The following is a 23,582-nucleotide window of genomic DNA, read 5'->3' on the forward strand; positions in this document are numbered from 1 at the left end:
TCAGCCCCGGAATACGTAAACTGTGTCGTTTTTCGGGCTAAAAACCTGTTTTTTAAAAATTAATGGGTATTTCAAAACATTCCTTTGATTACCTAAAATGAGCGTGGTCAAGCTCCGGTCGTCTTTCGAACGCCAAATCAGATTTTCAGCGGCGGTTTCTCCCAAACTGTCTGCCGCCTCTTTCCCATAATACGCCTCCTGCTGATATTCCAATGACTTTTGAAGGTTTATCAATGAGTCATCCCAGGCCTCATGTTTTTTACTCGAAGATTATTCTGGCTTTTGCCGTTGTTTCTGTGATTTCCGGGTGGGTTTTGGGAGATGATAGCGGCGGCAGCCGCTTTGACCCCAAGGAATGGCCCCCCCATAAAACCAAAGTTGTAGAGTGGGTAGAATCCATCCCAAAAGATAGTACCGTTACCATAGGTCCCGCTGATCCATCCAAACCCGACGAGATAAATTACATAAAAATGGTGAATGGAACATTAAACATCGAAGGTTCTCTGACGAGCGAATTACCCAGTGGCAATAAAGTGCAGGCCGGGGTTCATATGATCGTCAGCGCTGTAGGCATGAATAATAGAGTCACTAACAAAGGTATACTCAGCAGTGCACGGGAGAAGAAGGGTTACGCTGCAGACGTCGTCATGGCCCTGACCAAATATGGGGATACTATCAGCAACGAGGGCATAGTCACTATTCAGGGGATAAAGAGACGAACTGCACCCACAGCCTTTCAGGCTGCGCACAAAGCTTCTGAGGCCGCTAATGAGATAAATGGAACCTTTAATATTTTAAGCGCTCCCGCAATGGGCTTTCTCATTATCAACGGTTTGGGTACAAACAGTGGCACTCTTAACTTGTCTAGCCAGTCCTCAAGCGACCAGCCGTCCTATGGAATGAAAGCCAGAAATCAAAATGTCCACGACTTCGGAGTAGAACAGGGTAATGCAGAAGTTCGCAATAGAGGTACCCTCAACGTTAATGGCAAAAACAATTATGGTATGGCTGCAACCGCCGATGCCAGTAACCCTCCCCCGGTCGGTTACTCCTCCACCGCTGCCAACTGGGCCACTATCAACGTTTCTGGCGACGATAGTGTTGGTATGAGCACAGACACACATCGAGCTAAAGTAGACAACAGTGGTGATATTTTTACCAAAGATAATGCCATTGGCATCAAAATCTCAGGCAATGGTCAGTTAGTGAATGCGGGAACCGTAAGAGGTACTGGCACCGGATTGCTTTATTCTGGTAATTTTCCAAGAGGCCTTAGCATTAAACCCGGATACGTCATTGAGGGGTCGCCTGCCATTAAAATGGAGCAGGCAAGTCAATCCCCTCTGTATTTGCACGGAGGATTCATAACAGGAAACATCGAGGGTGCTGGTGGCGAAGACAACACTCTTTATATTGCTCTTCCTGAAGAAGTTCCGGGTAAAAATACGACATTATCCATAAAGGGCAATATTTCCGGCTTTTCCACCATTAAGATTTCCGGATCAGGCTGGAGCCTGAGTGGCTGGATTTCAGAGGCGACAAGGTTTGATACATCCAGTCAAATCAATAGCTTGTTTGTGAGCGATACAATAGCATCCTCCCATGAAGCCCCTGACGCTTCCTTAAGGTTTGCTACTACAAGTGAGAGCCAGAACAAACTGGACATAAATACTGAAGGGGGAGGGAAGGTAGAGAGTCTGAACCTTTTCGGTAGCGCTCAGCTTAATCATTTACCGGAGCTAAAACATATAGCTGTTTACCATTCCGGGAACTGGTCAGTCTCGCCTGTTGCACCTTTGCCTGACCTGCTCACCATTACAGCAGGTTCAGGAGGTCAGATTGAAGAGATAACTACTAAACGTCCCTCGAACAAATCCAAATCACTCTATTTGTCGTTCAGCCAATCAACTTTGGTTGCTCGTGATCTGGTTGTTCATAGCTTGCCTGAGAGCATCATCAAGACGATTGATCTATCGTCAAAAGACGACCGAAAACCTCTATTGTTGTTTCTGGAAGGGGGGGAAACAGGAACCATCAAGGGCCGTTCTGACCTAAATGATAAATTTGTACTGAATAAGGGGTCAGTAACAGAAGCGGTCAATGATATCTCTACCATCACGGTAACAAGTGACAATGCTGACGCCTGGTCAGCGACAGGGCCAGTGTACAACCCCAATTCCATAAATATAAATGACGGTGCGCAGATCAACAGCATCAATACCCACTCCAGCCGTGGCAGTGACCGTGGCGCTTTAAGTCTGGCATTTAACCGCAGCTATACCAACAACGACTTCATTAAAGTGGATAATCAGGGGAAATTAGGGAGTCTGGACTTCTCGAGTGACGCTGAGCGTCCCAGGCTGTGGTTTCTGCAACAAGGTCAAACAGCAGCCATCAAAGGTCGTTCCGATAAACAAGATGAACTTGAACTGAAGACGGGTTTAGTGAAAGGAACGGTTGATAATATCCATACCGTCAGGGTAACAGGTAGGGAGTGGACGGTTCTGAATTGGCTTACCGGCACACAGAAAGTGGATCTGCAAAGCCCTGTTCATCAGATTCGTATTGCCGACAAGAAAGAACAGGGAACCTTGCCAGGCAGCACTCTGGGCCTGGTCAACAGCAACAGTCCAATCAGTATCACCAGCCATGCTGATCAACAATCGGATCTGTGGTTGCGAGGTAAAGCTCAGATCAGCGATCTTCATGGAGTCAGGAATATTCTGCTGGACAGTGCTGACGTTTGGTCAGTGACAGGATCAGTCCCCAACCCTGACTCCATAACCATAACTCCCTATGCCAAGGTCAGCAGCATCAATACCCGCTCCAGTCACGGCGATAATACGTTATCCCTGACATTTAACGGCACCTACACTGACGATAACTTTTTTAAAGTAGATAACCGCGGAACACTGGAGAGACTGGACTTTTCGAACGGCGCTAAACGACCACCTCTACAGCTCTCTCTGAAAGGGGGTGAGATGGGAGTAATCAAGGGTCATCCTGATCGGGATGATCAACTTATACTGAACACCGGCTCAGTAACAGGCGAAGTTAATAATATCCGTACCATCAATGTGACGGGTAAAGCATGGACGTTTCTGAACTGGGCCGTCGGCACACGACAAGTGATCCTGGAAAGCCCTGTTCATCAGATCCGGGTTTCCGACAAGAAACAACAGGAAGTCGTGCCAGGCGCCACTCTGAACCTGATCACCAGCAACAGTCCAGTCAGTATTACCAGTCATGCTGATCAACAAACGGATCTATGGTTGCGGGGAAAAGCCAACATCAGCGATCTTAAAGGTGTCCGAAATATCCTGCTTGACAGTGCTGAAGACTGGTCGGTGAATGGCTCAGTTTACAACTCCAATGCTATCACCATAAGCCCTGAAGCACAGGTCAGCAGTATCAATACCCACTCCACCCACTTAAACAGGGGAAACTCGGATAAAACCTTAACCCTGTTATTTAACGGCACCTACAAAGACGACAATGTCTTTAAAGTAGATAATAGTGGAACACTGGGAAGCCTGGACTTTTCCAGTAACGCTAACCGCCCTCCATTGCAGTTTTCTCTGAAAGGAGGTGAAGTAAAAGAAATCAAGGGTCGTTCTGATAAAAATGATGAACTGATACTTGACAAGGGTTCGTTGACAGAAGCGGTTAATGATATTCATACCATCAGGGTAACAGGTCGGGAATGGACTTTTCTGAATTGGGCCACCGGCACACACAAAGTGGATCTGCACAGCCTTATTCAGCGGATCCGTGTTTCAGACCAGAGAGAGCAGACAGACGAGGAATGGAAAAAAGGGTTGCCAGCAGCGACTCTGGGCATCATCACCCGTAGCAATCCAGTCAGTATCACCAGTCATGCCGATAAACAAACCGATCTATGGTTACAAGGTGAGGCCCGGATCACCGATCTTGAAGGAGCCCGGGGTATCTGGCTGGACAGCGCTAAAGACTGGTCGGTGACGGGGCAAGTACTAAACCCTGACTCCATAACCATAAGACCGGGTGCACAGGTCAAGAATATCAGTACCCACTCCGGATTCGGGACTCAATCTCTGGCTCTGGTGTTTAAAAGTATTGATGCCGACGACGACTTTAAAGTGGATAACTATGGAACACTGGAGAGTCTGGACTTGTCAGCTCATGCTCAGCGCCCTTCTTTAAAGCTCTCTCAGAAAGGCGGTGAAATAGTTAAAGAAATCAAAGGTCGCTCTGATAAAAATGATGAACTGATACTGGACTCCGGCTCAGTAAAAAGAGCGGTTGATAGCATCCATACCATCAGGGTAACAGGTAAAAAATGGGATTTTCTGGACTGGGCCACAAATACACGACAAGTGACTCTGGAAAGCCCCATTCATCAGATCCGTGTTTACGACAAAAAAGATCAGGAAACAGTTCCAGAAGAGACCCTGAGCATCATCAGTGATAAGAATCATCCAGTCATTATTACCAGTCATGCCGATAAACAGGCAGATCTATGGCTGAAAGGTGAAGCCCAGATCAGAAAGCTTCAAGGAGCCAGACACATCCTGCTGGACAGTGCAGATGCCTGGTCGGTGTCAGGGCAAGTCAACAACCCCAGTTCCATAACCATAAGTCCTGATGCCCGGGTCAGCAGCATCAATACTCGTTCCACCTATGGCAATAAAACCTTAGCTGTGGCATTTAACGGCACCTTTAGCAACAACGATTTTTTTAAAGTGGATAACCATGGAACACTGGCAAGCCTGGACTTTTCCAGCGACGCCCACCGCCCTTCACTGCAATTTATCCAATCCGGTGGAGCTGCTGACCTTGTAAAAGCACGCCCTGGAATGAACGACACTCTTGTAATGGTCGCAGGCACTATCAGGGAACAGAGCGGCTTTGACAACCTGATCGTGCAGGGAGATACATGGGGCTATTTGAGAATGGATAATCTTGACCTTGTGAACCTTGTTAAAGGCGCTGTCGTTAACAGAATCACGGATGACCCAAAGGTTGAAAAAGGAACTGATCGTCTGGTATTAGGCTTTAAAAAGTCTTTATTTAATCGGTCAGCCTTTGCTATCAATAATGAAGGCGGTGAAATCCATGAAATCGATCTCTCAGGGCCAGACTCCGCACGTCCGAAACTCTTTCTGAACCATCTCGATGGCATCACCGAAAACATTAAAGGTCAACAAGGCCACGGCGATAGTCTGTTTCTCAGCGGTGGCAAGATCACTGGATCGGTCAGTGGCATAGATGATGTCTCGATCACAGGCAAACAATGGGAAACCATTGCAATACAGAACCCATTAAGCATCACGGTGACTGAAGACGGTACAGCCAGACTGATAACGACCAGAGACGCAGGCCCTGCTGGCGGTGCTTTAACATTACCTCTTAAATTCACTAAGTCAGCGGTACTTTTCAAGAAAGTACCATTAAACACCCGTGGCACAATAAAGGAGATGAAGTTTGATGACACCGGTCACCGCCCACCCATCAACATTGTCCTTAAGGCTGGCACCATTGGCAGCATCCGGAGCCTACCGGGTAAAGGTGACAGTCTGGATGTTCAGAACAGTACCGTAGAGGGCGACATTATCGGGCTGGACTCCCTGACCTTCAGTGGTCCGGAGGCTCAATTCGGCGGTCAGCTGATTGAGACTATGGGAACAGTGAGCATTTCAGGCAAACTGACCCTGACCTCAAACCTGAAATTGTCTGTCACTCCCGTCAAATTTTTACAATCTGTTTCAGAAGCTGAATCTGATACCTCAACCGCCTTGGCCAAGACAACTGTCCATATTAACAAAGGCGGTACTTTATACCCGAAGGCACCTTCTGCAGCTCTGTCGTCCAGACGTGACAGTGCCTTGGAAGTGGCAGGTCTTTATAAGCAAGAGGGCACACTGGTAGTGACTCTGGATGAACTGCGTGACCTGAAAGCACCTTACATCAAAGCCAGCAGAATTGAAGTCGGCCCTGAAGCCGGTGTTTTACTGAATAATCAACCGGATATCGGTGAGAGCACCGAATATCTTTTGATGCAATCAAGCGACTGCGACATTAAAACAATGCCCTCCCTGGTAACGACTTCATTCACTCCTCACACCCTTTACTACCTTCGCCTGACGGCCAGACAGCTGTTCCTTGTCAGCTACCATGTAGCGACATTTGTTGCGGATCTTGCCAGATCCGGCGGTGCCAACGATTCAGCCTTGAAAGCGATTGAAATAGCACTGACTACCCGTCAATCAAACGACAGTGAACCATTGAATAACTGGATCCTGAGTCAGGTCAAGATGATCAATAACAACACTGCCGAAGTCGCCAAAATTGTCAACCAGATGACTCCGGACCTGTCCGGTGCGTCCATAAGTTCTGCCAACGCTTCGATCAGACAGGCCCGTACTGCAGTTGGCGCCCGACAGACTGGCCTTCGCAACGGTATTGCTGCGGGTGATATGGTTGCCTCCGGTAATGTCTGGATGCAGTATGCCAACACGGATGCCAGGCAGGATAAAAAGGACGGGTACAACGGCTATGAAGCCAAAACCCACGGCTTCACAATGGGTGTTGACTCTGATCTGAATGAACGCATGACGTTAGGTGTCGCCTATACCTACTCAAAGGGTGATGTTAACGGGACCGATGGCTCAAGCAGCAGGATTGATACCGAAGGGCATACCTTCAGCGTCTATTCGAGCTTTGCGCAGGGCTCCGTGTTTGTCGATGGCCGTATAGGTTACAGCTGGAGTAATAATGATGGTAAACGTAACGTTGTCGGCAATGAGATCAAGGCCAAACATGATCTCAATTCGTGGGATGTTGGTCTTCTGACTGGCTATAAAATGCCATTGGGTCAGTCAGGAGAATGGCACTGGTTGCCACAACTGGCCTTCAACTATGCCAGCATCAAGCCAGACGACTACCGGGAGACAAGCGTTAACGATTGGTCAGATATCCTGCGGTTTGCAAGAGTCAAAAGCGACACTTACGAGATACTGGAACTGGGCGCTGGTCTGAAACTGTCGGGCGATATCACCACAGCCAGTATGACCGTCAAACCTGAAGTCAGCCTGATGGCCTTCCACGATTTCAAGGATGACCCGGTGAGCATGACCGCGCAATTTGCCCAGGGTGGCAATGCTTTTCTGATGAGCGGGGCCAAACGTGAACAAAGCCGTTACCAGTTCGATGCAGTGATTAATATGGAGAGCCACAGCAACCTGGCCTTTACTATCAGCTATCACTATGACTGGATGGACAGCTTCAAGGCCTATGGTTTTATTGCCAGAGTCAGCTACGGGTTCTGAGTAAGCCGTCAATTTTTCACCGGAAAGAGCGTAAAACCCTGTACTTTTAGAGGGTGTTGCAAAACTTCAACAACTACTCAGGTTCGGCTTATGCGTTTTGTTCTCAACCTCTGGAGAAAGGGCTTTGATGAGAATATTCATCTGATGGCTGGTCAATGTCGAAATGGCATCAAGAAATGCCTTGATGAGATCATATTGCATAATTGCATACCTGAAAGTAGGAGGCTGCTGCATCATAGTTCAAACAACAGGTAAGGCTAATTTAGCCTTTTTTACTTGTGGCGCATAAATTTCCCGACCCGTGAACAGGACTTCCTCCTGATCAGCGGTAAAACTACGACACCTGAGAAATGTGAACTGGTGGAAGTAGCTTAACCTGGTGTTCATTACAGCTCGGTATTGGGCTCGTCATCCTTGTCTTTCCTTTTCGGCCATTTCAGGATCTCTTTCACATCATCTTGTGTGAGCGATCTTATGTCATTACGCATGGACGAGAAAGAGTGATAAAGCGCCATATTGAAATCGTCCCTGGCTTCCCGGTCCTGCAAGTCTTGTGAAAAGCCGCGAAACAACTTCTTACTGAACCTGCCATCTTTGTCGTTCAGTATCTGCCAACAGAGCATCGTCGCTCTCATGGCTTCAAAGCTGAACTGAGTATCATTATTTCTTGAGGTAGCACAGTTGCATGCTCCTCCACAGTTACAGTTTTCCGGGAATTCCGCAAAATGTGCGGGGGGTTGGTTAGCTCTGGCTGCAGCATCATAATTATCGATGGAGAATGTCAGGGTATAAAAATTGGAGTTAACTGAAATCGCTAATATCTGAATGTTATTGTTGGGTGATTTCCTAAGGTGGTATTGAACGACAGTTCCTTTTTGAAAGTATAATGATAAAAAATTTGATGGTTGCAGGTTTGCACTATCATCTTCACTGGTTTTCTCATGCACAATAATATTGGCAGGTCTGACTGTATTGAATAACTCAGGTATTATCAAATTAAACGTACCGTAGGACGTAGAGTTTAGTAGATGCTCTATTATCCATTGTCGTGTTTCTGGATTATTCAGGAAAAGGTCAAATATAAGGTTATTATCGTCTATAGCTTTTGTGCTTGACGATAAAAGCGTTTGAGCATTATCGGTCTCATCTGTAGGAGATCGAGATACAGATATAGAGCGACTATCGATACTTACATGTTCTGGTAAAGTGGTTGGCGTTGCTGCTTCAAGCGCGTTCACCTTTTCTTCGCTATTTAGTAAGTTTTGAAAAAGCATCCTGCTAGTCCAGATAAAAGGCATAGCAAAAAAGCTTAATATATGGGCAAATTTACGTGCTGTTGTTTTCGTTTCACTTCTTAGTGTGTAACGAGTGTGTAAGCGATGCTGAAGGTTATGTTGGCCATTTCCTAATAAGCTACTAAAAAAAGCTGGCACACGATTGGCCGTGTTATGTTGATTAAGCTCTATATTAGCGGAAGAGGTCAGGTCATAATTGACAAAACGATCCCCGGAAATATAACTAAAAAAGCTAGTGGGGTTATTCAAATAGCTATTTATTGTTCTCCCATTGTGACTGAAATTAGCGGATGATGTGGCTGTACCATCAAGTACTAATTGACCTAAACGCTCCAGTTTCCATGTAAAGTGCAGGTCATTTGAATTTGAATAAGATGATAGCAAGCAGAGACAGAGTAAAATGATTAATCTTATGTCTATTTTCATCGTTAATTACCTGTTTTTTACTAATATCAATTTTCGGTGAATGATTGAGAGTAGCACACACAGTTTATATGACTGTTTTTTTTGAGGATTCTGACACCTGATGTTCATTTTGATTGCTCTAGACCAAAAAATACACGATCACTCATGTTTTCACTCTGATAATCTGAGTCATCTGTATCGTTATTGCTTGAATCCAGCCTTAAAGATAATGATGATTTTATCGAGGCCACAATAAAAAGAAACCCCGAGGTTTCTGAATACTTCGAATAATCTGCGAATAAGGTTTGATCTATTCAGACAATGTCATCCGGTGCAAACCCTGTTGTTGTTTTTCTTATTGCGTACTTCAGGCTGATGAGGGAACTTTGTAAAAATTCTGCTGTCAAAAGAAACTAATTAATTGATGCACTAGGAGCCTGACCGAGAATAGACTGCCCTACGCGGCAACTGCTCCTGCGTTGCTCTAGCTCCTGCATCCATGCAGTCGTGCGGCGGCAGCAAATTGGTCTGAAAATCCGCTTTTGTTCGTCAAATAGCTCGCTATTCTCCTCACAAAACCGAATTTTCATCCTCAATTTTCTGCCGTCCTCGCTACGGGCGCTATTCTCGGTCAGGCTCCTAGTAATGGGATGGATAATAACATGAGAGGGATTTCTTGGTGATAACTGCTGCTTTAGTTGATATATCAGATCTTTATAGCCGGACAACGAATCCGGATCAGGATGCCGTGACTGCCAGTCCATCCATTGGGGTTAATGGTTCACCCAAAGGGTATTTGGCTGGTCATAATACCACTGTCGTTCCCGATCCAAAGTCACTAACCGAGGGCAACTGCGGTTCACCTGCTTCAGATCAGGCTGCTGATTGTTTTTCCGGCAACCGGGAACAATTTGGGGGCAAGGGGATGTTTTTGCAGCGCATGAAAGAAGCCAGTCTGTCTAAAACAGAAGGGATGACTGGCTGGCGGGTCTGGCGAAATTGATTGCCAGTGATGACTATTACGAACAGGTTAAAGATTCTGAAGCGGCCCGAAAAATCCGGGGGCTGCACCGTCAGGTGGACAGACTCTCTGGATCACAGCCCGTGATTATCCGCAGTTCCGGTATCAACGAAGATAACTACGGCGATGCCCAGGCAGGCAAATACCTCTCTGTCATTCAGGCAGGAGGCGATGTTTTCAGAACCTGTCTTAAGGTCATGGCCTCAGGTTACCGGCCTGAAGTCTGTCCCCAAGGCATACCGCAACCCATGGCGCTGATCATCCAACAGTGTATTGATTGTCGATATGGTGGAGTCGTTATGAGCTTTCAATCCTTTCAGGATGATACCGTCAGGATTGAGTACACACTGGGTCAGCCCAGAGGCGCAGTAGCAGCAGTAGCAGCAGTAGCAGGACAGTCCGGTAACACGCCCCACCGTATCGATATTTGTCGCAGGGAAGGCGCTGAAAACTTTCAATACTTTCCCGGCAAGATGTCAAGTTACTTTGTCCTGCACAAAAACAATAACGGCTATTCGGAAACTTTCGAGGTTCGGTCATTGCGGGATGAAATACTGACATTGAGCAACCGAGGTCCGGAGTGTTCATGAGCTGATTTTTGCCTTGCACCGGCGCTTCGTAAATGCACTGGCACCGATCAGTCAGCATTCCGGTCAGGGCGAGCTATCAAAAGAAAAGAAAATTACCTACCTTGATTACACAACTCAGCGCAACCCGGGAGAAAAGGCGCCGCTATCGAGGCCGTCCTCGAAGCCATTAATCGAAAAGCTTAATTGTTATGGGACTGTGGTCATTATGGATGATGTCTTGATTGTTAACCTGAAGCTTGGAAGTCATGTGTGCCTTATTGATCTGCTTGAATACGCAGAGGGAGGCAAAGAACGAACCTTACGGCTGAAATTCTCTGACCAGTTTTATAAAGATGATGGTGTTGGTAAAACCGCCAAGTTAAAGCGTATGTGGCTTCTGGTGCAGTTATTGAAAGTGCTCCAACTGGATGAAAATGCTGATAGCATGAAGCTGAATTGCAATGCAGTAGCCGGAGGCATTACCGTCGAATGCACGCGAATGAAATCAACTAAAAACATGCAGGATGCCTTTGAAAAACTGATCATTGTGTTACGTGATATGCGTAATGTGGATTGTAAAATGCAGTACATTAAGGTTTTTGAAGGAGATCAGTGGAGCTTTAGCTTGCTTGCACAACGCCTGACTGGCGATATTGCGGCAGAAGCTGACAGGTTCGCCTTTCAATATTGCCTTTTCGCAATGTATTATGAGCAGCATTTCACCTGCAGTCCTGATTATTTGCTGTTATTACCCGAACACTACCAGCAATTTATTAATTATGCCCAACGGTTTGCAGAGTGTCGTGATAAATCGTGTCGTGATAAATCGTGTCGTGATAAATCGTGTCGTGATAAATCGGAGGACGACTATCGGCAAATATTAATAAGCAATGAGATCACTGAAGAAACCCGCAGGGAATTTTTACATCATTTGTTATTCTTGGATACCAAAAGAACGGCTCCATTGGTTGAGGATGTTTACCCCGATTTGAGAGATAAATACTATGTTATAAAACCATCATCCTACAGTTACAGGCCAAGTTTTGAAATCCCTCCGGATCTGTGGCTTTCTGATGATAAAGAAATTTTCAAAAAAACCTTGCTGATGCACGGACTGCAATATGGCAGTCAACGGGTCAGGAATGATAAAGACCTGGTATTACCAATCATTGCAGAGCGTCAAGAAAACCTTGAGTTTGCTGGTGAAAAAATGAAGAATGATAAAGAGGTTGTCATGACCGCAATCAAAAAGCACGGCAATTGGCTGCAATATGTCAGCCCGGAAATACGGGATGATGAAAATATTGTAAAGGCCGCTATCGCCAGTTATCCAACCGCGCTGAGATATGCAAGTGAAAGAATCCGAAGTGATAAAGACATTATAAAAATAGTTATCGATAATGATATTGTTTACTTACGATGTGCCAGTACAAAGGTACTGAGTGATCGCGAGTATTTGCTGAACTTGATTGAACGTGATCATCATGTTTTCGACTATGCTGCTGATGAACTTAGATACGATAAGGATTTTATCAGGTCAGCAATCTTCAGGAACCCGGATGTTGTTGAATATGTCTCCCAGACGACTTTAAGTCCGATACGACTTTAAGAATGTGCTTCAGTACTGAGAGTGCAAGTCAGCACTTTGCGCTGTCAGCGGGACGAACTCTCCAGGACACTGTCGGTTATTGTCCGCAATTCCGGCATCTGCTGTTCGATAATGCGCTAGAATGCACAAGCAAAGCATCAGGGGTTGTTATACATCCGGTCAATTCTTCGGCGGCAACCATGTTCTCTCGGAGGTTCGGATCATGTTATGGCAGTGGGTCTTCTGGCTCAGTCTGGCAGGCACTTTGGTTATTGGTGCGATTCTGTTTCGGGATCTGGGTGATATCAGTCAGTCGTTCATCAGGGTTAAGCGAGAAAACATCCTTCGTGCGATTCGCCAGGAGCGTCGCCTCATGGCGATCGGCCTTGGTCTGGCGTTGCTGATGGCCCTGTGTCATCTGACGTATGATGCCGGCAGCGGCTGGACCTTCTGGTCAGCGGCAGCACTGGTGACATTGTTCTATGGCTTTCCCTATGTCTGGATTCACATAGGCCTGCGCAATCAGCAAGGCACTGCAAGCTATTACTCCATCGACAAGGCTCGCAACTTTATCAATCCCTCCACCAGTATGCTGGTGATCGAGAACAATGGCGAAGCGGCTGCGCATAGTGATTACGACTTGAGTCGGCCGCACCTGGCCAGCAGTGCCAGAGGTCTTGGTGGCGAGAAGCGCTTGATCATGACTTATTGCGCACTGGCAAATCTGGGTTTGGGCTTCAAGGCCGAAATGGATGGCCGTCCTATCGATTTAGACGTGCTGGCACAGCATGGTAATAACCTGGTGATGCGTGACAAACAAACCCGTGAGCCGATTCAGCATATTTTCGGTCAGCGCGTTTGCGACTTGTCTGCAAACAGTCATGGACGGCCCGACAGACATTCGACCTGCGAGCGCCAGGGCATGCCGCTTTGGCCAACGTTTCGCATGAGTTTTCGCGCCTTTGAAAAGGCCTATCCAAATGGGCGTGTGTTTCTGAACAAGCCGGTGTCTAATCCGTTTCTGCGTTTGCTGGATGCCGGTATCGACTCGATCTTTGCTGTCTTGCTCGGTCGGCATGCTCGTGAGAACACGCCTGTTATCGATAATATGACCCATTATGATGATCGGCTCCCTAACAAGACGTATATATGGGGTATCGCGCTAAATGGTGATGCAGTGGCCTATACAGAGGACTTTGTGTTTGAGCAGGATAATGTCATCAACGTGACGATTGGCGGTCGAGCGGTAGTCATTGCATACGATTCTAAACTGGAAAGTCTTGGGGCCTGGTACAACGACAGCGGTCAGTCTGTCACCCGTATCGACTTCAATGGCCGATCGGATCGTGGCCGATTGATGCGGATTGAAGCCCTGCGGCCCGGCATGTTTTGGCATGTTTGGGTGGAGTTTTTTCCAGCCACCGACATCAATCGTCTCGACAAGGTATCGTGGCAAACTTAAGGCTGAAGAGTGAACTTTATAAAAACAGTACTGTCAAAAGAAAGTAATTTATTGATGCACTAGGAGGCTCCTAGAGAGCCATTAATGATTACTCCGTAGTTCAGTGATTTTCACCGATCGGTCCCTGGAGACGGTTACCACATAGCGACCATCGGCGCTGAAGGCGGCTGATTTTAAACCGCAATCATTAGAAAAAATGCCGTTTTTGTGTGAAATGCGGGCTTTTTCTAACCATGACCCATCGGTCTCCTGACCAATTATTGTCGCTGTTCCGTCTTTGCTGGCAGTCACCACATGGCAGCCATCAGGGCTGAAAGTGGCTGATATGACTCCGCCTTCATGGAAAATGCTGGCTTCTTGTTGCCACGACCCACCGGCTTTCTGGCTATAGATTCTTGCCCTGCGATCCTCACAGGCAGTCACCAGATAGCGGCTATCGGGGCTGAAGTTGGCTTTGTAGACCCAGAAATTATGGTGAATGGTGTCTTCTTGTTCCCATGATCCATCGGCCTTATGACCGAAGATTACAACCGTGTAATCGGTACTGGCGGTCACCATATAGTGATCATCGGGGCTGAAGGTCGCTGATTTGATGCTGTTATCATGTTCAAAGCTGGTATTTTCTAACCATGATTCACCGGCCTGCTGGCTGAGGATTGTTGCCGTACGATGCTTATTGGCTATAACCAGATGGCGGCCATCGGAGCTGAAGCTGGCTCTTTTGATCGGACTGTCCTGTTGGATAGTGGCTTCACTTTTCCATGATCCATCGTCCCTGAGGCCATAGATTTTTGCCGTTTTATCTCTACTGGCGGTTACCACACGGCGACCATCGGTGCTGAAACTGGCTGAGCTGACACGGGCAGTATGGGTAATGCAGCCTACTCTTTCCCAGGACCCATCGGCCTGATGGCCACAGATTACAGCCGTGCCATCGGTACTGGCAGTTACCATATGCTGACCATCGGGGCTGAAGGTGGCTGATCTGAGCCAATCGGCATGGTGAATGATGTCTTTTACTTCCCATAAGCCAGCACCCTTGTGAACGTAGATTTGTGCTGTGTCGTTATCGTAACGGGTAATGACCAGGTGGCAGCCATCGACACTGAGACTGGCCGAGTCGATGCGGCTATTTAGTTTGATGGTTGATCTAGTCACTAAGTTAAATGTTTTGCATTCAGCCATCAGCCTGGCTTTGGTGAAAAAAAACAGAGCAGGCACATAAGCCCCCTCCGGGTTGCGATCTGTGAGTGACTTCACCAACGCCTGATCATTCGTGAAGGATTCAAACCAATCACGAAGTTGATCCTTGTTTTTTGTATTGATGGCTATCCTCAGCTGATTCTGATGCGAGGAAGGAAAACGGCGATACCAGGCTTTTGCCTCAGCATTATCCTCTTTGATTGCATCGCGCAGGAGGGTACATACCTGTTTTAAACGGCAGATATCCCGAAGTTCCAGACAGCGAAAAATTATGGGTAATGAGGATAAGTCCAGCAGTGAGGGTTTATCCTTTTTTTCCCTGATTGCTACAGTGACACTCCTGCCTGCAATGGTGCCCGTTGTTGTTGCCGATTCCTCTTGCCCGGGTGGTGGTGAGGTGTGACTTTCACTACTGAAGTCAGTATCTATTCCATTCATGCCTGGTTCCCTGAGAGTAAATATTTATTCCCGATAGTTAAGGATGTCGAACAATAATCTCGTTGGTTAGAGTCGGCTTTGAAAAGAAAGTTCATCCTATTGTTAAGCGAAACGAGCAAAGTGTACGTCTTTCTGCACAGGCAGAATGTCGTTACTCAGTGACAGTAAACAATGAATTACTGCTCCGTAGTTCAGTGATTTTGACTGCGCCGTCGGAACCGGCGGTGATCACATGGCTGCCATCGGCGCTGAAGGCTGCTGAGGTGATCCAGCCATCATCAGGGTCAATGCTGTTATTGTCGGAAATGCTGGCTTTTTCTAACCATGTTCCATCGGCCTCCTGACCAATTATTTTCGCTGTTACGTCGTCACTGCCAGTCACCACATGACGGCCATCAGGGCTGAAAGTGGCTAGTAAGACTGCGTCTTCATGGCTGATGTTGGCGACAGGTTTCCATGATCCATCGGTTTTCCGGGCACAGATTTTTATCGTGTTATCACTACTGGCAGTTACCAGATAACGGCTATCGGGGCTAAAGTTGGCATCGCAGACACGGTCAGTATGGTGAATGGTGTCTTCTGGTTGCCATGATCCATCGGCCTTATGACCGTAGATTACAGCCTTGCCATCTTTACTGGTAGTGACTAGATGGTGGCTATTGGGGCTGAAGGTGGCTGATTGGACGCTGCCATGATGGTCGATGCTGACTTTTTCTAACCATGATTCATCGGCCTGCTGACTAAGGATTTTTGCCGTTTTATCTTTACAGGCGGTCACCAGGTGCTGGCCATCGGAGCTGAAGCTGGCAAATTTGATCTTACTTTTCTGCAAGATAGTAGCTTCGCTTTCCCATGATCCATCGTCCCTGAAGCCATAGACTTTTGCCGTTTTATCTTTGCTGGCAGTCACCAGATGGCGGCTATCAGCGCTGAAGCTGGCTGAGACGACATCATCAGTATGAGCAATGATGCCCGCCAGTTCCCAGGACCCATCGGCCTTGTGGCTGTGAATTAAGGCCGTGCCATCATAACTGGTAGTCACCAGATGCTGACTATCGGGGCTGAAGGTGGCTGAATTGACCCAATGGGCATGGCGAACGACGAGTTTTAGTTCCCACAATCCAGCATCCTTATGAAAGTAGATTTTTGCTGTGTGATCTTGACAGGCGGTGACCAAGTGGCAGCCATCGACACTGAGGCTGGCTGAGATCAGTGCTTTATGTTCGTGAATGGTCGATGTTGTGACTAATTTAAATGTTTTACATTCAGCCATCAGCCTGGCTTTGGTGAAAAAAAACAGAGCAGGCACATAAGCCCCCTCCGGGTTGCGATCTGTGAGTGACTTCACCAACGCCTGATCATTCGTGAACGATTCAAACCAATCACGAAGTTGATCCTTATTTTTTGTATTGATGGCTATCCTCAGCTGACTCTGGTGCGAGGAAGGAAAACGGCGATACCAGGCTTTTGCCTCAGCATTATCCTCTTTGATTGCATCGCGAAGGAGGGTACATACCTGTTTTAAACGGCAGATATCCCGAAGTTCCAGACAGCGAAAAATCATGGGTAATGAGGATAAGTCCAGCAGTGAGGGTTTATCCTTTTTTTCCCTGATTGCTACAGTGACACTCCTGCCTGCAATGGTGCCCGTTGTTATTGCCGATTCCTCTTGCCCGGGTGGTGGTGAGGTGTGACTTTCACTACTGAAGTCAGTATCTATTCCATTCATGCCTGGTTCCCCGAGAGTAAATATTTATTCTCGATAGTTAAGGATGTCGAACAATAATCTCGTTGGTTAGAGTCGGCTTTGAAAAGAAAGTTCATCCTATTGTTAAGCGAAACGAGCAAAGTGTCCGTCTTTCTGCATAGGCAGAATGTCGTTACTCAGTGATGGTAAACAATGAATTACTGCTCCGTAGTTCAGTGATTTTGACTGCGCCGTCGGAACCGGCGGTGATTACATGGCTGCCATCGGCACTGAAGGCTGCTGAGGTGACGCAGCAACCATGAGGGTTAATGCTGTTATGGTGGGAAATGCTGGCTTTTTCTAACCATGTACCATCGGCCTCCTGACCAATTATTTTCGCTGTTTCGTCACTACTGCCAGTCATCACATGACGGCCATCAGGGCTGAAAGTGGCTGAGAAGACTTCGTCTTCATGGCTGATGTTGGCGACAGGCTCCCATGATCCATCGGTTTTCCGGGCACAGATTTTTATCGTGTTATCACTACTGGCAGTTACCAGATAACGGCTATCGGGGCTAAAGTTGGCATCGCAGACACAGTCAGTATGGTGAATGGTGTCTTCTGGTTGCCATGATCCATCGGCCTTATGACCGTAGATTACAGCCTTGCCATCTTTACTGGTAGTGACTAGATGGTGGCTATTGGGGCTGAAGGTGGCTGATTGGACGCTGCCATGATGGTCGATGCTGACTTTTTCTAACCATGATTCATCGGCCTGCTGACTAAGGATTTTTGCCGTTTTATCTTTACAGGCGGTCACCAGATGCTGGCCATCGGAGCTGAAGCTGGCAAATTTGATCGGACTTTTCTGCAAGATAGTAGCTTCGCTTCCCCATGATCCATCGTCCCTGAGGCCATAGACTTTTGCCGTTTTATCTTTACTGGCAGTCACCAGATGGCGGCTATCAGCGCTGAAGCTGGCTGAGACGACACCATCAGTATGAGCAATGATGCCTGCCAGTTCCCAGGACCCATCGGCCTTGTGGCTGTGAATTAAGGCCTTGCCATCATAACTGGTAGTCACCAGATGCAGACTATTGGGGCTGAAGGTGGCTGAAAAGACCCAATGGGCATGGCGAATGACGAGTTTTAGTTCCCATAATCCAACATCCTTATGAAAGTAGATTTTTGCTGAGTGATCTTGACAGACGGTGACCAAGTGGCAGCCATCGACACTGAGGCTGGCTGAGATCAGGAATTTATGTTCGTGAATGGTTGACGTTGTGACTAATTTAAATGTTTTACATTCAGCCATCAGCCTGGCTTTGGTGAAAAAAAACAGAGCAGGCACATAAGCCCCCTCCGGGTCGCGATCTGTGAGTGACTTCACTAACGCCTGATCATTCGTGAACGATTCAAACCAATCACGAAGTTGATCCTTGTTTTTTGTATTGATGGCTATCCTCAGCTGATTCTGGTGCGAGGAAGGAAAACGGCGATACCAGGCTTTTGCCTCAGCATTATCCTCTTTGATTGCATCGCGCAGGAGGGTACATACCTGTTTTAAACGGCAGATATCCCGAAGTTCCAGACAGCGAAAAATTATGGATAATGAGGATAAGTCCAGCAGTGAGAGTTTATCCTTTGTTTCCCTGATTGATACAGTGACACTCCTGCCTGCAATGGTGCCCGTTGAAGTTGCCGATTCCACTTGCCCGGGTGATGATGAGTTGTGACTTTCACTACTGAAGTTAGTGTCTATTCCATTCATGTCTGGTTCCCTGGGAGTAAATATTTATTCCCGATAGTTAAGGATGTCGAACAATAATCTCGTCGGTTAGAGTCGGTTTTGAAAAGAAAGTTCATTCTATTGTTGAGCGAAACGAGCAAAGTGTCCGTCTTTCTGCATAGGCAGAATGTCGCTACTCAGTGCCGGTAAACAATGAATTACTGCTATGTACAGAGTTTGCCCCGTAGAGCCCAAGCCATTGATGATCATTGCAACTACAGCTTGTCCAATAGTGACATTACGAACATCAGAGTCATTTGTGATACGGGCATCAATATATTCGGCTATCTTCAACTCCCGACACCATAGTGGCAATCAAGCCAGGGTGGTTGAGGTTCTCAGACGGTTACTTAGGTAAATATCAGTCGCTGTGGTGAAAGGCAGTTATCGAATGAGCATAAAACCCCGTACTTTGATGACGGGGATGAAAGCTCGGCTTGCAGAGCAAGCCCCTTGTGCTACTTTACTATCCGTCAGGTGTTTTTAGCGATTACGCTACCTGACAGGAAAAGTAAAATACCTTCCGCTTTCTGCCCGTGTTTGTTAACGGGGTCGCCTAGACAATCCGAAAGGTAGAGCAGATTGTCGAATAAGGTGTATGCCGCTATAGGGTAAGGTATACACTGCGGTCGAGCATGACCGTCTAGCCGTAGGAATCCCCGTCCTTTAGAGGGTGTCGCAAAACTCCAACAGCTCGTTCCCATGCTCTTAGGTCGTCATTCCCGCGAAGGCGGGAATCCAGCGCCAACGGTGGATCTCTGCCTTCTCGGGGATGACAAGGCCAGGGGGGCACCGGGCAGTATGGTTCTGGTGGTCAGTCAGTGTGGATTCCCGCTTTCGCGGGAATGACGAGAATGAAGCCGGGAATGACGAGAATGAAGCCGGGAATGACGAGAATGAAGCCGGGAATGACGGGAGTCAAATCGTTCCCACGCTGGAGAGAGTTTTGCGACACCCTCTGAAGATGTGAACCAGAGTTTTGCGACACCCTCTTTAGGGCGGGGAGGATGTCAATGCTAACCAATAACTCTGGGATGGATATTAATATGAGAGGGATTTCTTGATGTTACCTGCTGCTCTAGTTGATAAATCAGACCTTTACAGCCTGACAACGAATCTGGATCAGAATGCCGGGACTGCGATTCCATCCATAGGGGCTGATGGTTCATCCGAAGGCTATTTGGCTGGTCATGATACCACTGTCGTTCCCGATCCAAAGTCACTGACCGAGCGCACCTGCCGTCCACCTGATTCAGATCAGGCTGCTGACTGTTTTTCCGGCAACCGGGAACAATTTGGGGGCAAGGGAATGTTTTTGCGGCGCATGAAAAAAGCCGGTCTGTCTGTTCCGCCCTTTGAATGTGTTACTGCCCAGATCATGAATGGGCTTGAACAACACCCTTTGGATACCCATCTTTTAGACCGTTATTTACCTGAGTTTGTTTGTGAACCCCAGACTGAAACCAGTGTCAAAAGCATCCGGGAGTCTATCAATGCCTTGCTGCCTTCAGAGCAAACCAGAAGGGATGAATGGCTGGTGGGTCTGGCGCAATTTATTGCCAGTGATGACTATTACCAGCAGGTTAAAGATTCCGACGCGGCCCGGCAAATCAGGGCTTTGCGCCGCCAGCTGGAAGAGCTTTCTAAATCACAGCCCGTGATTGTGCGCAGCTCTGGCATTAATGAAGATAACTACGGCGATGCCCAGGCGGGCAAATACCTTTCTTTAATTCAGGAAGAAGAGGATGTTTTAAGTACCTGCCTTAAGGTCATGGCTTCAGCTTATCGGCCTGAAGTCTGTCCCAAAGGCATACCAAAACCGATGGCACTGATCATCCAGCAGTGTATTGACTGCAAATACGGCGGGGTTGTCATGAGCTTTCAATCTTTTCAGGATGATACCGTCAGGGTTGAGTACACATACGGTCAACCCAAAGGTGTGGTAGCAGGGCAGTCCGGCAACAGGCCCCACCGTATTGATATTTATCGCGAGGATCGTAAAGAAGAAGCTGACAGCTATCAATACTTTGTCGGGACGATCTCAAGTCATTTCGTTCTGCACAAAAAGAACAACGGCTACTCGGAAATATCAATTGATAATGTTGATGCTCAATCAGACGACGGTGGACAGAAACTCACTGATGAAACGGTTTCAGAACTCATAGAGGCGGTGACAAAGCTGGAAGACCTGTTGCTCTGTCCTGTGGATGTGGAGTTTGCCATTGATCGCCGGGGTTGCCTGTTGCTGTTACAGGTGCGCCCTGTTACCCGACTCTCTGGCAGCATGGATTTTGCCATGCTCATACCCAAAGAGACTCTGACCATTGGTGAGGGCATCAGCGAAGGCTATTGCACCGGAACACTTTGGCTGGCCCGGGAACAAGCGGCTGACTCTATGCCAAAGGGAGCCATTGTCGTGGCCGACCACGCTGAAGAGTGGATGCTTGAGCCAGAGTTCCTTAAGCAAGCAGGGGGTTTTGTCTTTGCAAAAGCGGGATTCAATGATCATGTAGCGATCCTCATGAAACAGGAAAAAATAACCTTAATGCGGTGCGCTGAAGAGTTTGCGGCATTGGCCCCTCAGAATGGCCAGCAGGCGACGCTGGCCTGCGCCCGCTTTAACGGTGAGCCCGGAGCCTTTATTGTTGTTGGTGATCTTACCGGAAAACTGGCCAGTCGCAGAAGCCTGGCCTCTGCTGTTGCTGATGCACCCCTGGCAAAGGCCATCCCGTCACGGGAGGATTTGTCTCCCCCTGAAGGCACATTCCTTGAGGTTGCCAGCGGATTTAAATGGCTCACGGAACAAAACGCCCGACTGTTGGTATTTTTTGCCTCCGGCAGCGGACTGGATTGTCTGACAAACCCGATAAAACTGAGCATGTCGCCACAACGATCAAAGCTACTGGCTGAGACCAGGGAGAGCGTCAATCGGCTGGTGCTTGGGACTCAGTCACTGTTGGCTGGGTACCGGGCATTCCTGGGGCTGGCGGGTAACAGTGATTTATCTCCGCTCAAGTCATGGCGGGAAGAGTTACCGCAACTGGTCAACCGCTTCGAGGCTCTGAAAAAGACCATCCGATATGGTTTGGAGAGTATCATTCTCCCCTCGCAAGCCGGTGAAGAAGACCAGAAATCCAAGGGCGCTTTTCGTCACTGGCTGGCCGCCTGCCAGCAGCTGCAATCTTGCCTTCAGGCACTTAACCCCAAGCAGGCTGATCAGGTCCGGAGTGTCCATGAGCTGATTTTTGCCCTGCATCAGCGCTTCGTAAAGGCACTGGCACCGGTCACAATAGCCTCGGGTCAGGGCCGACTGTCCAGTGAAAGGAAAATTACCTATGTCGATTGTACAACCTCAAGTGATGAGGAACCGCTATTGAGGCCGACCGGCAGAGCATACATGGAAGAGTTGGGGCTCTCAGGGACGGTTATCAGTATGGATGAAGCCATAATTGTTAACCTGAATCTTGGCAGTCATGTGGGCGTGATCGAGCTACTTGAACAGGCAGAGGGAGGTAAAGAAAGAACCTTGCGGCTAACCTTTTCTGACAAATTTGATAGACCTTTTGACTATGGTAGATCCGGCAAGTTCAGGCGTATGTGGTTTCTGGCGCAACTTCTTAAAGAGATCAGACTGGATGAAAATGCGGGTAGCATGAAGCTGAGTTGCAACGCCGCAGCGGGTGAAATGATCGTCGAATGCCCCCGAATGAAATCACGTAAATCCATGCAGTATGCCTTTGAACATCTGATCATTGTATTACGTGCTATGTATAATCTCGATCGTCAGTTCGGGGATAAACTTATTTTTGAAGGCGGCCAGTGGGACTTTAACCGGCTTGCACAGCGCCTTGGTCGTGATGTTGCGACAGAAGAGGATAGATTCGCCTTTCAACATTGCCTTTTCGTAATGTCTTATCGGAGTGGGGGGAGTTGGTACATTACAGCAGCTTGCTGCCGGTTATTAAGCAAATACTACCAACAGTTTATTCATCATGCCCGGCGGTTTGGTGCCTGTCAGTACTCAGTATTTCTCCGGGAAAAACCGGAGGAAAGCCTGCTGGAAATGTTAATGAGTGATGAGATAACTGAGGATATCCGCAGGGAACTCTTACATCATTTTTTATTATTAAATCCCATAAGCGCCACCCGATTGGTTGAGCGAGTGTATAACCTGGAAAATCAATGCTTTGTTATCAATCCATCGTTCAGACACAAATTGGAGTTTTATGCGCCACCGGGCCCACCGCTCGGGGATCATAAAGAAAAGCTCAGGAGTGCCTTGCTGAAACATGGTCTGGACTGTGCCAGCCAGCGGGTTCGAAATGATAAAGACTTTGTATTACCCGTCATGTCAGAACATCCCATGGAGCTGCGATATTTGAGTGAAAAGTTGCGAGATGATAGAGAGATTGTCATAGCCGCTGTCGAAAAGTATCCGGGAGCTTTGCGTTATGCCAGTAAAAGACTTCGGAGCGATAAAAGCATTATTGGATTGGCAATTGCTGATGGCATTTATGCCTTAACATTCGCCAGTGATACGGTATTGAGTGATCCTGAGTATATGCTGGAGTTAATTGCAAAGAATCATGAAGCTTTCCATTATGCTGCTTCCGAGCTTAAAGATAATGAAGCTTTTATCAATGCAGCAAAACAAAGAAGCCCCGAACTTCGTGAATACCTCAGATAATCTGCAAACAAGGCCTGATCGATTCAGAAAATGTGGACCAGTGCCAACCCTGTTGTTGTTTCTACTGCGTGCCTGAAGCTGACGGGGGAACTTTATAAAAACATGATTGTCAAACGTAAAGATAATCACCA

Annotated in this window: 13 protein-coding genes and 1 pseudogene; 6 read left to right on the plus strand and 8 right to left on the minus strand. The window is 47.5% G+C overall.

Annotation, left to right across the window (positions count from 1 at the left end):
* Nucleotides 1-234, minus strand: a complete 234-nt coding sequence (locus ACOJUO_RS18705) for a hypothetical protein (RefSeq protein ID WP_422137789.1) — start codon at nt 232-234, stop codon at nt 1-3.
* Here ACOJUO_RS18705 and ACOJUO_RS18710 point away from each other — a divergent pair.
* On the plus strand, nt 234-7,307 hold the full coding sequence (locus ACOJUO_RS18710) for an autotransporter outer membrane beta-barrel domain-containing protein (RefSeq protein ID WP_422137790.1): 7,074 nt from the start codon (nt 234-236) through the stop codon (nt 7,305-7,307). The genes ACOJUO_RS18705 and ACOJUO_RS18710 overlap by 1 nt on opposite strands.
* A 66-nt stretch (nt 7,308-7,373) precedes the next feature.
* Here ACOJUO_RS18710 and ACOJUO_RS18715 read toward each other — a convergent pair whose 3' ends face one another.
* Both ACOJUO_RS18715 and ACOJUO_RS18720 read right to left on the minus strand, forming a co-directional pair.
* Nucleotides 7,374-7,508 (minus strand): hypothetical protein, encoded by a 135-nt coding sequence (locus ACOJUO_RS18715; protein ID WP_422137791.1) that lies wholly within the window; start codon nt 7,506-7,508, stop codon nt 7,374-7,376.
* Nucleotides 7,509-7,693: 185 nt separating this feature from the next.
* Nucleotides 7,694-9,028 carry a hypothetical protein gene (locus ACOJUO_RS18720; RefSeq protein WP_422133451.1) on the minus strand — a complete coding sequence of 445 codons (1,335 nt, stop codon included), beginning with the start codon at nt 9,026-9,028 and terminating at the stop codon, nt 7,694-7,696.
* A 658-nt stretch (nt 9,029-9,686) separates the two neighbouring features.
* On the opposite strand from ACOJUO_RS18720, the gene ACOJUO_RS18725 reads away from it, so the two are divergent.
* From ACOJUO_RS18725 to ACOJUO_RS18740, 4 genes are all read left to right on the plus strand, one after another.
* The gene (locus tag ACOJUO_RS18725) at nt 9,687-10,010 is read left to right on the plus strand and encodes a hypothetical protein (RefSeq protein WP_422137792.1); all 324 of its coding nucleotides are present in this window, start codon (nt 9,687-9,689) and stop codon (nt 10,008-10,010) included.
* On the plus strand, nt 10,007-10,618 hold the full coding sequence (locus ACOJUO_RS18730; RefSeq protein ID WP_422137793.1) for a PEP/pyruvate-binding domain-containing protein: 612 nt from the start codon (nt 10,007-10,009) through the stop codon (nt 10,616-10,618). Before ACOJUO_RS18725 ends, ACOJUO_RS18730 begins: the two co-directional genes overlap by 4 nt.
* A gap of 205 nt (nt 10,619-10,823) precedes the next feature.
* Nucleotides 10,824-12,206 (plus strand): DUF4116 domain-containing protein, encoded by a 1,383-nt coding sequence (locus ACOJUO_RS18735; protein ID WP_422137794.1) that lies wholly within the window; start codon nt 10,824-10,826, stop codon nt 12,204-12,206.
* A 202-nt stretch (nt 12,207-12,408) separates the two neighbouring features.
* Nucleotides 12,409-13,647: a DUF3179 domain-containing (seleno)protein gene (locus ACOJUO_RS18740; protein ID WP_422133455.1), complete on the plus strand. Its 1,239-nt coding sequence runs from the start codon at nt 12,409-12,411 to the stop codon at nt 13,645-13,647.
* An 81-nt stretch (nt 13,648-13,728) separates the two neighbouring features.
* On the opposite strand, the gene ACOJUO_RS18745 is transcribed toward ACOJUO_RS18740, so the two are convergent.
* From ACOJUO_RS18745 to ACOJUO_RS18765, 5 genes and pseudogenes are all read right to left on the minus strand, one after another.
* Entirely contained in the window at nt 13,729-15,288 is a 1,560-nt protein-coding gene (locus tag ACOJUO_RS18745) for an F-box/WD repeat-containing protein (protein ID WP_422137795.1), read from the minus strand.
* Between the two features lie 151 nt (nt 15,289-15,439).
* Complete coding sequence (locus tag ACOJUO_RS18750; protein WP_422137796.1) at nt 15,440-17,017, minus strand: F-box/WD repeat-containing protein; 1,578 nt, start codon at nt 17,015-17,017, stop codon at nt 15,440-15,442.
* 151 nt (nt 17,018-17,168) lie between these two features.
* On the minus strand, nt 17,169-18,746 hold the full coding sequence (locus tag ACOJUO_RS18755) for an F-box/WD repeat-containing protein (protein WP_422137797.1): 1,578 nt from the start codon (nt 18,744-18,746) through the stop codon (nt 17,169-17,171).
* Between the two features lie 183 nt (nt 18,747-18,929).
* Nucleotides 18,930-19,071 (minus strand): annotated as a pseudogene (locus ACOJUO_RS18760) (DUF4277 domain-containing protein); the annotation flags it as partial.
* 336 nt (nt 19,072-19,407) lie between these two features.
* Complete coding sequence (locus ACOJUO_RS18765) at nt 19,408-19,557, minus strand: hypothetical protein (protein ID WP_422133459.1); 150 nt, start codon at nt 19,555-19,557, stop codon at nt 19,408-19,410.
* Nucleotides 19,558-19,827: 270 nt separating this feature from the next.
* Between ACOJUO_RS18765 and ACOJUO_RS18770 the strand changes: the two genes are divergently transcribed.
* On the plus strand, nt 19,828-23,451 hold the full coding sequence (locus ACOJUO_RS18770) for a PEP/pyruvate-binding domain-containing protein (RefSeq protein WP_422137798.1): 3,624 nt from the start codon (nt 19,828-19,830) through the stop codon (nt 23,449-23,451).
* The last annotated feature ends 131 nt before the right edge of the window (nt 23,452-23,582 follow it).

It is taken from the genome of Endozoicomonas sp. ALC020 (genome assembly GCF_049275935.1).
Taxonomy (GTDB): domain Bacteria; phylum Pseudomonadota; class Gammaproteobacteria; order Pseudomonadales; family Endozoicomonadaceae; genus Endozoicomonas_A.